The sequence below is a fragment of the Enterobacter sp. CP102 genome (assembly GCF_025152625.1).
Lineage (GTDB): Bacteria > Pseudomonadota > Gammaproteobacteria > Enterobacterales > Enterobacteriaceae > Enterobacter > Enterobacter soli.
Window position 1 is genome coordinate 3364293 of the sequence record NZ_CP104014.1, and the last position, 11953, is coordinate 3376245.

The following is an 11953-nucleotide window of genomic DNA, read 5'->3' on the forward strand; positions in this document are numbered from 1 at the left end:
TCAGGCGGTTGTATGCATGTTTTTTTTATGCTTTCCTTAGGAAGACTTAACCAAGCAAAGGAAGAACGGGTTTGACAACCTCATCACAACATTACCTGGTTATCACTGCGCTGGGTGCTGACAGGCCGGGTATCGTGAATACCATCACCCGCCACGTAAGCAGTTGCGGCTGTAATATTGAAGACAGCCGCCTGGCGATGCTGGGCGAAGAGTTCACATTTATTATGTTGCTTTCCGGGACATGGAACGCCATTACGCTGATTGAATCCACCCTGCCGCTTAAAGGCGCGGAGCTGGATTTACTGATCGTGATGAAACGCACCACGGCTCGCCCGCGTCCTGCTATGCCTGCAACCGTGTGGGTGCAGGTTGAAGTCCCTGACTCACCGCATCTTATTGAACGCTTTACTGCGCTTTTTGACAGCCATCAGATGAACATTGCTGAGCTGGTTTCCCGTACCCAGACCGGCGATGACAGCGCACTTCCAATGCTGTTTATTCAGATTACTGCGCACTGCCCTGCCTCGCAGGATGCGTCAAATATCGAGCAAGCGTTTAAAGCCCTCTGTACAGAATTAAACGCGCAAGGCAGTATAAGCGTCGTCAATTATTCGCAGCATGAACAAGATGGAGTTGATTAATGAATCCACTGAAAGCCGGTGACATCGCACCGAAATTTAGCCTGCCGGACCAAGACGGCGAGCAAGTAAATTTAACCGACTTCCAGGGACAGCGTGTTCTGGTCTATTTCTACCCGAAAGCCATGACGCCGGGCTGTACCGTACAGGCCTGCGGTTTACGCGACAACATGGACGAGTTGAAAAAAGTCGGTGTGGAAGTGCTGGGGATCAGCACCGACAAACCAGAAAAGCTGTCACGTTTTGCTGAGAAAGAGCTGCTGAACTTCACGCTGCTTTCCGACGAGGAGCACCAGGTGTGCGAGCAGTTTGGTGTCTGGGGCGAGAAAACCTTTATGGGTAAAACCTACGACGGTATTCATCGCATCAGCTTCCTGGTCGACGCTGACGGTAAAGTTGAGCATGTGTTTGATGACTTCAAAACCAGCAATCACCACGACGTGGTGTTGAACTGGCTGAAAGAGAACGCGTGATAAACAGCAAAACGGCAACCCAGGTTGCCGTTTTTAGTGTGTAGGTCGGGTAAGGCGGAGCCGCCACCCGACAAAACCTACGTCTCGTCAATCGCTGGCACATCCGGCCACGCGTGAACCACCGCCTTAATCAGCGTCGCCAGCGGAATGGCAAAGAACACGCCCCAGAATCCCCACAGCCCGCCAAAAATCACCACCGATAAGATAATCACCAGCGGATGCAGGTTCACGGCCTCTGAGAACAGCACCGGCACCAGCAGATTGCCGTCCAGCCCCTGAATGATCAGGTAGACCGCGAAGCAGCTCCAGAACTCGGTGCCCAGACCAAACTGGAACAACGCCACACCCACCACCGGGATTGTCACCACAAAGGCGCCGATATACGGAATGAGCACCGAAAGCCCCACCAGCACCGCCAGCAGCAGTGAGTAGTTCAGACCGAAGATCAGGAAGCCAATCCAGGTCGCCACACCCACCACAATCATCTCCAGTACCTTGCCGCGAATGTAGTTGGTGATCTGCTGGTTCATCTCTTCCCAGACCTGCCCGGCCAGACCGCGATTACGTGGCAGAATGCGCCGCACCGCGTTCAGCATCTGATCTTTATCTTTGACCAGGAAGAAAACCATTAACGGAACCAGCACCAGATACACCGCCAGCGTCAGCAGCCCAACCAGGGACGCCAGGGAGTATTTCACCACGGAATCCCCCATCGTCATGATCCGGGCGCGCATATTTTCGGCCATTGCATCGATAATCCCGGCGTCCATCAACGCGGGATAACGGCGCGGTAGCGTGGCGGCAAAGTCGGAGAGCTTATTCAACATGCCAGGCATATCGCGGATCAGGTAAATGCCCTGCTGCCAGGCAACCGGCATCACCACAAAAGACATCAGCAACAGGATGCCGACAAACAACACCAGCACAATGCTGGTCGCCCAGCGACGGGAGCAGCCGATATTTTCCAGGCGCACCGTTGGCCATTCCAGCAGATACGCCAGAACGATGGCCACCAGCAGCGGAGCCAGCAGGCCGCTAAAGAAGAACAGAATACCGAATCCGGCAACCAGAATGACGAGCAAAGCAATGGCTTCCGGGTCGCTAAAACGACGCCGGTACCACTGCATTAACATTTCGAGCATACAACCCTTCCCTGAATCGAATGGCGGGAGTGAGAATGTGAATTGTATCTAACTGTCACAAAAAAGACTTTCGCTTTTTGTATCACTGTAACGATCCGCAAAAGCCTGATGAATGGGATTTTCTTCATGCGGCAACACGGCTACACTCGCAGGGCAGTGGTGATGAACGAAGTACGGGTTCGTCGGTCAAATTAGCACACCCAAAATACAGGACAGTGGTTATGTTCAGGCAGTTGAGAAAAACGCTGGTTGCGACACTTATCGCCGCACTGACAGTCGGTCAGGTCATGCCTGCTTTTGCCGACTCGGCCGATACCTTGCCGGATATGGGCACCTCAGCAGGAAGCACGCTCTCCATCGGGCAGGAGATGCAAATGGGTGACTACTACGTTCGCCAGTTGCGCGGCAGTGCTCCGCTCATTAATGACCCGCTGCTGGTGCAATACATCAACGGCCTGGGGATGCGACTTGTCGCGCACGCCAACTCGGTGAAAACCCCGTTCCACTTCTATTTAATCAATAACGACGAAATCAACGCCTTCGCCTTCTTTGGCGGCAACGTGGTGCTGCATTCGGCGTTATTCCGCTACTCCGATAACGAAAGCCAGCTCGCTTCGGTAATGGCGCACGAAATCTCCCACGTCACGCAGCGCCATCTGGCGCGCGCGATGGAAGACCAGAAACGTAATGCCCCGCTGACCTGGGTTGGCGCACTGGGCTCGATTCTGCTGGCAATGGCCAGCCCTCAGGCCGGGATGGCAGCGTTAACCGGTACGCTGGCCGGTACGCGCCAGGGCATGATCAGTTTTACTCAGCAGAACGAACAGGAAGCTGACCGCATCGGTATTCAGGTGTTGCAGCGTGCAGGGTTTGATCCGCAGGCCATGCCAACCTTCCTGGAAAAACTGCTCGATCAGGCACGGTATTCCACACGCCCACCTGAAATCTTGCTGACTCACCCCCTGCCGGAAAGCCGTCTGTCAGATGCGCGTAACCGCGCCAACCAGATGCGTCCGGTGGTGGTGCAGTCGTCGCAAGATTTCTATATGGCGAAAGTGAGAACGCTGGGGATGTATAAATCCGGGCGTAATATGCTCACCAGCGATCTGCTGGATGCGCTGGCTAAAGGCAACGTGCGCGAGAAAAATGCAGCGCAGTACGGCCAGGCGTTGCAGGCGATGGAAGCCGATAAATACGATGAAGCGCGCAAAGCGCTGCAACCTCTTCTGTCGGCAGACCCGAATAATCCGTGGTATCTCGACCTTGCCACTGATATCGATCTGGGACAGAAAAAAGCCACCGATGCCATTAATCGCCTGAAGGGTGCAAAAGATGTGCGCACCAACCCGGTACTGCAATTAAACCTGGCGAATGCTTACTTACAGGGCGGTCAGCCAAACGAAGCGGCGAACATTCTTAACCGCTACACCTTTAATAATAAAGACGACCAGAACGGCTGGGATTTACTGGCGCAAGCGGAAGCACAGCTGGGCAACCGCGATCAGGAGCTGGCGGCGCGTGCTGAAGGTTTTGCGCTGGTCGGCCGTCTCGATCAGGCAATTTCGCTGTTAAGCAGTGCCAGCTCGCAGGTTAAGCTCGGCAGCCTGCAACAGGCTCGCTACGATGCCCGAATCGATCAGCTGCGTGGTTTGCAGCAGCGCTTCAAGCCGTATGAAAAGATGTAATAAAGGAGAGATCAGGTCATGACAGACGCGGTAAAAATCTACCACAACCCTCGCTGCTCCAAGAGCCGCGACACCCTCAGCCTGCTGAAGTCTAATGGCGTGGATCCTGACGTGGTGCTGTATCTGGAAACACCGCCGGATGCGCAGACTATCCGCCAGCTGCTGCACATGCTGGGAATGGGTAGCGCAAGAGAACTGATGCGCCAGAAAGAAGACCTGTATAAGTCGCTCAATCTGGACGATTCGCATCTTACGGAGGACCAGCTGGTTCAGGCGATGGTTGAAAATCCAAAGCTGATTGAGCGCCCGATAGTCGTGGCTAACGGCCAGGCACGTATTGGTCGCCCGCCGGAAGACGTGCTCGAAATCCTCTAATCCTGACGCCGCAGTGCTTCGAGAAAAGCCTGCGGCGTACAATCCCCCAGCTTTTTCTGCGTTTTCCCCTGGTTGTAGAAATCACACATCTGGATCAAGAGCTGCCCGGCCGGTTCAACATTCACCCGCGGAATAATCTCCCCTAACGGAACCGCCACCTGCACGGCATTGTGTTTTACCGCATGGACCTTCACCGCGATATCACGCCCCGGCAGAGCGACGCCAAAACCAAAAGTCTCAAGAGATTGTATATCAGCCGGACAGGCATCCAGCAGCGCCTGCGCCCAGTTCGTCAGCAGCTGGGGTGAAATTCCGGCGTACAGACGGGCATAAAACCACCCGCTCACAGGCTCACGCGCCCACAGCAGATGTTGCTCTCCGCCGTCATCCATATGCAGTGATAACGGCTGATGGTGCAACGCCAGCTGTCGGGGCACAACACCGGCCTTTAATGCCTTTTTCCCCTGTAACGGTGCATTTCTGGCTTTTGCCGACGCGGGTTTCAGGTAGCGGTTCAGCGTGGCGCGTGAAACAGTAATCCCCAGCCCTTCATTGACCAGCAGGAGTAACTCATCCAGCGGTGCGCCAGTGGTATCGCGAAGGAGATTAACCAGTAAAACCTGCTCTTGTCTCATCGCTTTGTGTATCACTTTTGGCGTGGTGTGATTATCTGAAACCTGTTCACGATTGCGCCAGCGCCTGACGGTGGTCACAGAGATCCCAAGCTCGATGGCCAGATCCCTGTCGCTCTTATCAGACTGCTGAAGATAGCGACGAATACGCGGTGTGGTTGTGGCGTTGGCGTGCAGTTTGATTTCCATCGCGAGGATCCCAGTTAATTTTCTTATAACCAATCTTATGAGATTTATACTATCTCAGCGAATACAATGTGACCGATTTCACCTTTCAGCCACCCCGCTTCACTGATAATCCACAGACATAACATAAACAACACCACTCAATCTTGTACGGAGTTCACAATGAACAATGTTCTGGGATTTCTTGAAGCAAAACTGATGCCGCTGGCAGCGAAAACGGCACAGCAGCGTCATCTTGGGGCCATTCGCGGGGCCTACGTTTCATTCATGCCATTTATCATCGTTGGCTCGATACTGCTGGTGATCTCGTCGTTCCCGAATCAAACCTATCAGCACTTTATGGCGCAGGCCTTTGGTGAGAGCTGGAGCGCGATTATCGAAATCCCGTTCAATGCGGTGTTCTCGACCATGTCGTTGTTTATTAGCTTCCTGGTCGCCTTCCGCCTGGCCGAGCATTACGGCGAAGACCGCATCTCCTGCGGCATTCTGGCACTTGTGGCATTCCTGATCCTGACGCCTTTCATCAAGGTAGCCGAAAACGGTGGTATTACCGTGATGCCGGTAGAGTGGATAGGCAGTAAAGGGCTGTTTGTGGCGATGATCGGCTCGCTGCTGTGGACGGAACTGTTCTGCTGGCTGAAGCGCAAAAATCTGGTCATCAAAATGCCTGAGGGTGTACCGCCAGCGGTGCAGGAGTCGTTTGCGGCGCTGATCCCGGCGCTGCTGGTCATGATTCTGGTGCTGATTATCCGCATCGTCTTCGAAAACACTCACTACCACACCATTCACCAGTTTATTTACGAGGTCGTTGCCACGCCGGTGCGCCACTACGGCACGTCCTACTTTGGCGCGCTGATGACGGTATTCAGTATCACTATCCTGTGGTCAGTGGGCATTAACTCCGGCTCGATGATCAACGGCATTATTCGCCCGCTGTGGATGGAGAACCAGACCGATAACATCGCCGCTATTCAGGCTGGTACAACCCCGCCGCACATTATTACCGAACAGTTTTTTGACATGATCTGGATGGGTGGTGCAGGTGCAACCCTGTCGCTGGTGATAGCCATGCTGATTTTCGCCCGCAGTAAAAACATGCGCGAAGTGGCGCGTCTCGGTGCGGGCGCCTCGGTATTCAATATCAACGAGCCGATATTGTTTGGCCTGCCGGTTATCATGAACCCCATCATGCTTATCCCTTTCAATCTTGTCCCGCTGGTGCTGGTCACCGTGCAGTATGCGGCGATGAAACTCGGTGCGGTTGCCGTCACCACCGGGGTCTTTATCCCCTGGACGCTGCCTCCCGTTATCAGCGGTTTTATCGTCACCGGCCATCTCAGCGGCAGCGTCATGCAGCTTATTAACTTGCTGATTGGCGCCATGCTGTACCTGCCTTTCATGCGTATCGTGGATAAACAGTACCGCGCGGCGGAAGTTGCCACTCTTACGCAAACCGAAACCACGCTGGCTAAACAGGAGTAAAGCATGTGGGGAATTATCGCAACCTGGCGAATGGCGCTTGAAGGGGTAACGGAGTCTGCGTCTGCGCTGGCTGCGGGGAAACCGGTGGCAACAGCGGTAGTGGATGCTGTCGCTACCGTAGAGGACTTCCCGTTATATAAATCGGTCGGCTATGGCGGGCTGCCCACGGAGAATGGCGAGGTGGAACTCGACGCCGCGTACATGGATGGCGATTCGCTGGCCTTTGGCGCCGTGGGTAATCTGGTGGATATTGCCAACCCGGTGCGCGTTGCCCACGCATTAAGCCGCCAGCGCTATAACAGCCTGCTGGTTGGCCAGGGCGCACGCGAGTGGGCTCTGAGCCAGGGCTTTGCCGACAAAACCATGCTAACCGACCGCGCCATGCAGCATTACCGCAAACGCTGCCGCGAAACGCTGGATAAGGGCTTAAGCCCATACGATGGCCACGATACCGTCGGCATTATCGGCCTGGATAAACAGGGCTCGATGAGCGTGGCAACCTCCACCAGCGGCCTGTTTATGAAAAAACGTGGCCGCATTGGTGATTCGCCCATTATTGGCTCCGGCTTTTACTGTGACAGTGAAACCGGTGCCGCCACCGCCACCGGCGTGGGTGAAGATCTGATGAAAGGCTGCACCAGCTACGAAATTGTGCGCCGGATGGCGCAGGGAATGTCACCGCAACAGGCGGCAGACTCGGTGGTTTTTGAGCTGGAAGATAAGCTGATGTCTCGTTTTGGCCGCGTGGGGGATCTCTCCGTGGTCTGCATGAATAACAAAGGCGAATTCGGCGCAGCCACCAATATCAAAACCTTCTCGTTTGTGGTTGCCACCGCCCGCCAGCCGCTCACGGTGTTTCGCACCGAGCGGCTGCGGGAGAAAACCCATTATCACGCCGTCGATGATGAATGGATGCAGGCTTATGCCGCGCGTATTCGCGCCCCGATTGAGGAAGAATGATGATCACCTGGCAACTCATAACCACCCTTTCACAGGCTAAGCCGCACAGTCACCTGATAGCCTGTTCATCCTGTTCACACCTGCCGGACACGGCACTTATCGCCGAGATGCGTGAACAGAAAACTGTCGCTGATACCCGTTTTGGCTGTGCCCCGTTTTCCCGGATAACCCTGCTGCCAGAGGCTTTGTGGCACGACGTACTGACCGGGGGCTTACTTGCCGCACTGCGCCCCCTGTTCGCCCCCCCCGTCAGCCGTGAGGTGGTGCTTGATGTGACGAACATCCACGATACGGTGCTGGCGCAGGTGCTCCGGTTTCTCTTTAATAAGGCCCATTCCCTGAGCGATTTACAGCTGAAGAAAACCGACGACACCGCCGTCCGTCTTTGCCACATTACCGCCCTTTGTCGGTCGGAACAGCAGGCACGCCTGGAAACTTTCTTTCGCCAGCAGCAGTCCATTGCACAGGGCATGGTCGCCGCAAGACGCCTTGCCGATCTCCCTTCCGATCGTTGTACCCCACAGTTTATGGTCGAAGAGGCGCAGAAACTATGCGCAGCCTTCCCTGGCCTGCACTGCGAGGTGCTTGATGAACGGCAGATCGTGGCGCAAGGTCTGGGGCTGCTGCACGCCGTTGGTAAAGGCGCCACCTGCCCACCGCGCCTGCTGGTCATCCACTATAACGGCGTGCCAGACGGCCCGGTGCGTTGCTACGTGGGCAAAGGCATCACGTTTGATACCGGCGGCCTGTGGCTGAAAGAAGGCGCGGGTATGTACACCATGAAGTACGACATGTGCGGCGCGGCAAACGTGCTGGGGTTGATGCTCAGCGTTGCAGAGCTGGGCCTGCCCATTCGGATCATGGGCGTGCTGGCCCTGGCAGAGAATGCGATTGGCCCGGATGCCATGCAGCCCGGCACCGTGGCGACGGCCTGCAATGGGACCACGGTGGAAATCAACAATACCGATGCTGAAGGGCGACTGGTGCTGGCAGACGCTATCGCCTGGGCCAGCAAGCGCCATCCGCAGGCGTGCTATATTATTGATATAGCGACGTTAACCGGTGCGGTGGTAAAAGCGCTGGGATATGAGCTAAGTGGACTGATGACCCAGGATGAGCCATTACGCCATGCGCTCACCCGGGCAGGTCAACAGAGCGGCGATGAGGTGTGGTCGCTGCCGCTGGATGCGCGGCTGAAAAAGCAGACCGACAGTGCCATCGCCGATCTGTGCAACACGCCTACCAACAACGCAGCGATTAGCGCGTCGGCGGCCTGGCTACTGCACCATTTCTGCCCGCCGACGATCCCGTGGGCACATCTGGATATTAGCGGTACGGCGTTGTGGCGTGAAAATGGACGGAGTGTGGCATCGGGAAGGCCGATTCCGCTGCTCATGGAGCACTTGTTGGGGGATAGTGCCTGAATGTTATGCCGGGTGGCGGCTAGACCGTGGCGGGTTTTCGTAGGCCCGGTAAGCACAGCGCCACCGGGCGAGCAAACTCAAAGCTTGAGAATATCTTTCACAAACGGAATGGTCAGCTTACGCTGGGCGGTAATAGAGGCGCGATCGAGCTGATCGAGCGTATCAAACAGCGTGCGCATTTCGCGATCCAGTCGCTTGAGCAGGAAGCGACCCACGTCTTCCGGGAGTTCAAATCCACGCAGTCTTGCCCGCAGTTGCAGCGCCTGGAGTTTGTCTTCATCAGAGAGTGGCTGCAATTTGTAGATTTGCCCCCAGTCCAGGCGCGAAGCCAGATCCGGCAGCCCCAGATTGAGCTGACGCGGTGGACGATCGCCGGTGATCAGCAGCCGGGTTTTACCCGATTCCAGGATGCGGTTATAGAGATTAAACATCGCCATTTCCCACGGCTCATCTCCCGCGACGCATTCGATATTGTCGATGCAGACCAAAGAGAGGTGTTCCATTCCCTCCAGCACTTCGGGTACGAACCAGGTGCGCTTATCCAGCGGCACATAGCCTACTGCATCACCGCGCGCAGAAAGCTCCGCGCAGGCAGCGTGCAAAAGATGGCTGCGCCCCGCGCCTTCGCGTGACCAGATATAGATGTATCCGCTGTGTTCCTGGCGCAACACGTTTTGCAGTGCAGCCAGTAAAGAGGGGTTATCGCCCGGCCAGAAACTCGCGAAAGTTTCGTCGTCAGGTAGATAAAGTGGCAGAGAGAGCTGTGCCGGTCCGTTCAGAAATACCTCAACCAGATCTTACATAAAATCGGCAACGAGTTTAGCACGGAACCTGCAAGGTGAGAACCGGGCGGATCATCCGCCCGGTTTTGAGATCAATGTGGTGCTTTTTCGCTGTCGTCAGCATCCAGAACAACTTCTTCCGGGCGCAGAACGGAGATCAGTTTGAAGATCAGGCTCAGCGCCACACCCACGATGGTGGCCAGCGCCATGCCTTTCAGCTCTGCCGCACCAATGTGTACCTTCGCACCGCTCACGCCGATGATCAGGATAACAGAGGTCAGGATCAGGTTTTGTGCTTTGCTGTAATCCACTTTAGATTCAATCAGTACGCGAATACCGGATGCACCGATCACCCCGTACAGCAGCAGAGAAACACCGCCCATGACCGGAACCGGGATAATCTGAATAGCAGCGGCCAGCTTGCCCACACAGGAGAGCAGGATCGCGATAATCGCCGCACCACCGATAACCCAGGTGCTGTATACACGGGTGATCGCCATTACGCCGATGTTCTCACCGTAAGTGGTGTTAGGCGTAGAACCGAAGAAACCGGAGATAATCGTAGAAAGGCCGTTAGCAAACATTGAACGGTGCAGACCCGGGTCGCGGATCAGGTCACGCTTAACGATGTTAGCCGTCACCACCAGGTGACCCACGTGTTCAGCGATAACCACCAGCGCCGCAGGCAGAATGGTGAAAATAGCAAACCATTCGAAACGCGGCGTGTAGAAGGTTGGCAGCGCGAACCAGTGCGCCTGCGCGATAGGAGTGGTATCCACAACACCCATCACGAAGGAGAGCGCATAACCCGCCAGCACACCGATAAGGATCGGGATAATGGCCATAAATCCGCGGAACAGCACCGAGCCAAATACGGTCACACCCAGCGTTACCAGCGAGATGATGATGGTTTTGGAATCCGGTGACTGGCCGTCAGCAGGCAGCAGGCCCGCCATATTTGCCGCAACACCCGCCAGTTCAAGACCGATGACGGCAACGATTGCGCCCATCGCCGCAGGCGGGAACATCACATCCAGCCAGCCTGTACCCGCTTTTTTCACAATGAAGGAAACCAGACAGAACAGCACGCCGCACATGATAAAACCACCCAGCGCCACTTCATAACCTAACGGCAGCAGCAGCAACACTGGCGAGATAAAGGCAAAGCTCGACCCCAGATACGCCGGGATTTTGCCTTTACAGATAAAGAGGTAAAGCAGCGTACCGACACCGTTAAACAGCAGCACGGTAGCCGGGTTAATGTGAAACAGGATTGGCACCAGCACGGTTGCGCCAAACATGGCGAACAGGTGCTGCAAACTAAGCGGGATTGTCTGTAAAAGCGGCGGTCTTTCACTCACCCCGATAGCACGGCGCGTCATAGTGTTTTCCTCAAGTGTTGTTTGTTGTGGGACGTTTTATTCAAAAAAAAGCCGACTATCAAAGTCGGCTTTTCATTTGTTATTCGATTATTTAGTACCAAAAATCTTATCGCCGGCATCGCCAAGCCCCGGGATAATGTACCCGTGCTCGTTCAGCCCCTGGTCGATAGATGCGGTGTAAAGCTCAACATCCGGATGCGCTTTTTCCAGCGCCGCGATACCTTCAGGTGCCGCAACCAGAACCAGAACTTTAATGCTGCTGCAGCCCGCTTTTTTCAGCAGGTCGATGGTGGCGATCATAGAGCCGCCGGTCGCCAGCATAGGGTCAACAACCAGCGCCATACGCTCGTCGATGTTAGACACCAGCTTCTGGAAATACGGAACCGGCTCCAGCGTCTCTTCATTACGGTAAATACCGACTACGCTGATACGCGCGCTCGGAACGTGCTCCAGCACACCTTCCATCATGCCCAGACCCGCACGCAGGATTGGCACCACGGTAATTTTCTTACCTTTGATCTGCTCGACCTGAACCGGACCGTTCCAGCCTTCGATGGTCACTTTTTCAGTTGCCAGGTCAGAGGTTGCTTCGTAAGTCAGCAGGCTACCCACTTCCGATGCCAGTTCGCGAAAACGCTTCGTGCTGATGTCATGCTCACGCATCAGGCCCAGCTTGTGTTTAACGAGTGGGTGTTTCACTTCCACAATCTTCATTCTCTTTCTCCTCTGAGGTGGCAACCGCAAAAAAATCGCGGGATTATACCGCTTTTTTCGGATTGCGCCATACCCATC

Annotated in this window: 12 protein-coding genes; 7 read left to right on the forward strand and 5 right to left on the reverse strand. The window is 55.3% G+C overall.

What is annotated here, in order from left to right; all coding sequences use genetic code 11:
- Positions 1 to 71: 71 nt before the first annotated feature.
- Together N1249_RS15850 and bcp are read left to right on the forward strand one after the other, a co-directional pair.
- Positions 72 to 641 carry a glycine cleavage system transcriptional repressor gene (locus N1249_RS15850; protein ID WP_014071285.1) on the forward strand — a complete coding sequence of 190 codons (570 nt, stop codon included), beginning with the start codon at positions 72 to 74 and terminating at the stop codon, positions 639 to 641.
- Positions 641 to 1111 (forward strand): thioredoxin-dependent thiol peroxidase, encoded by a 471-nt coding sequence (gene bcp / locus N1249_RS15855; RefSeq protein ID WP_166716574.1) that lies wholly within the window; start codon positions 641 to 643, stop codon positions 1109 to 1111. The genes N1249_RS15850 and bcp overlap by 1 nt, the downstream gene beginning before the upstream one ends.
- A gap of 77 nt (positions 1112 to 1188) precedes the next feature.
- Here bcp and N1249_RS15860 read toward each other — a convergent pair whose 3' ends face one another.
- Positions 1189 to 2253: an AI-2E family transporter gene (locus N1249_RS15860; RefSeq protein WP_259830933.1), complete on the reverse strand. Its 1065-nt coding sequence runs from the start codon at positions 2251 to 2253 to the stop codon at positions 1189 to 1191.
- A gap of 221 nt (positions 2254 to 2474) precedes the next feature.
- On the opposite strand from N1249_RS15860, the gene bepA reads away from it, so the two are divergent.
- Positions 2475 to 3938 (forward strand): beta-barrel assembly-enhancing protease, encoded by a 1464-nt coding sequence (gene bepA, locus N1249_RS15865; protein ID WP_217187389.1) that lies wholly within the window; start codon positions 2475 to 2477, stop codon positions 3936 to 3938.
- A gap of 18 nt (positions 3939 to 3956) precedes the next feature.
- Positions 3957 to 4313: an arsenate reductase (glutaredoxin) gene (gene arsC / locus N1249_RS15870; RefSeq protein WP_014071290.1), complete on the forward strand. Its 357-nt coding sequence runs from the start codon at positions 3957 to 3959 to the stop codon at positions 4311 to 4313.
- On the opposite strand, the gene N1249_RS15875 is transcribed toward arsC, so the two are convergent.
- Complete coding sequence (locus tag N1249_RS15875) at positions 4310 to 5134, reverse strand: XRE family transcriptional regulator (RefSeq protein ID WP_259830956.1); 825 nt, start codon at positions 5132 to 5134, stop codon at positions 4310 to 4312. The genes arsC and N1249_RS15875 overlap by 4 nt on opposite strands.
- A 159-nt stretch (positions 5135 to 5293) precedes the next feature.
- On the opposite strand from N1249_RS15875, the gene celB reads away from it, so the two are divergent.
- Genes celB through N1249_RS15890 form a run of 3 tightly spaced genes read left to right on the forward strand, consistent with a single transcriptional unit; the run spans position 5294 to position 8997 of the window.
- Positions 5294 to 6613 (forward strand): PTS cellobiose transporter subunit IIC, encoded by a 1320-nt coding sequence (celB, locus tag N1249_RS15880; protein WP_259830957.1) that lies wholly within the window; start codon positions 5294 to 5296, stop codon positions 6611 to 6613.
- Between the two features lie 3 nt (positions 6614 to 6616).
- On the forward strand, positions 6617 to 7573 hold the full coding sequence (locus tag N1249_RS15885) for a N(4)-(beta-N-acetylglucosaminyl)-L-asparaginase (protein WP_259830959.1): 957 nt from the start codon (positions 6617 to 6619) through the stop codon (positions 7571 to 7573).
- Positions 7573 to 8997 carry a M17 family metallopeptidase gene (locus N1249_RS15890; RefSeq protein ID WP_259838149.1) on the forward strand — a complete coding sequence of 475 codons (1425 nt, stop codon included), beginning with the start codon at positions 7573 to 7575 and terminating at the stop codon, positions 8995 to 8997. The genes N1249_RS15885 and N1249_RS15890 overlap by 1 nt, the downstream gene beginning before the upstream one ends.
- Positions 8998 to 9074: 77 nt before the next feature.
- Here N1249_RS15890 and N1249_RS15895 read toward each other — a convergent pair whose 3' ends face one another.
- The 3 genes from N1249_RS15895 to upp form a co-directional block, all read right to left on the reverse strand.
- Positions 9075 to 9776, reverse strand: a complete 702-nt coding sequence (locus N1249_RS15895) for a DnaA inactivator Hda (RefSeq protein ID WP_217187534.1) — start codon at positions 9774 to 9776, stop codon at positions 9075 to 9077.
- 95 nt (positions 9777 to 9871) lie between these two features.
- Complete coding sequence (gene uraA, locus N1249_RS15900) at positions 9872 to 11161, reverse strand: uracil permease (RefSeq protein WP_014071295.1); 1290 nt, start codon at positions 11159 to 11161, stop codon at positions 9872 to 9874.
- Positions 11162 to 11248: 87 nt separating this feature from the next.
- A complete protein-coding gene (upp, locus tag N1249_RS15905) occupies positions 11249 to 11875 on the reverse strand; it encodes a uracil phosphoribosyltransferase (protein ID WP_014071296.1) in 627 nt (208 codons plus the stop codon).
- Between the last annotated feature and the right edge of the window lie 78 nt (positions 11876 to 11953).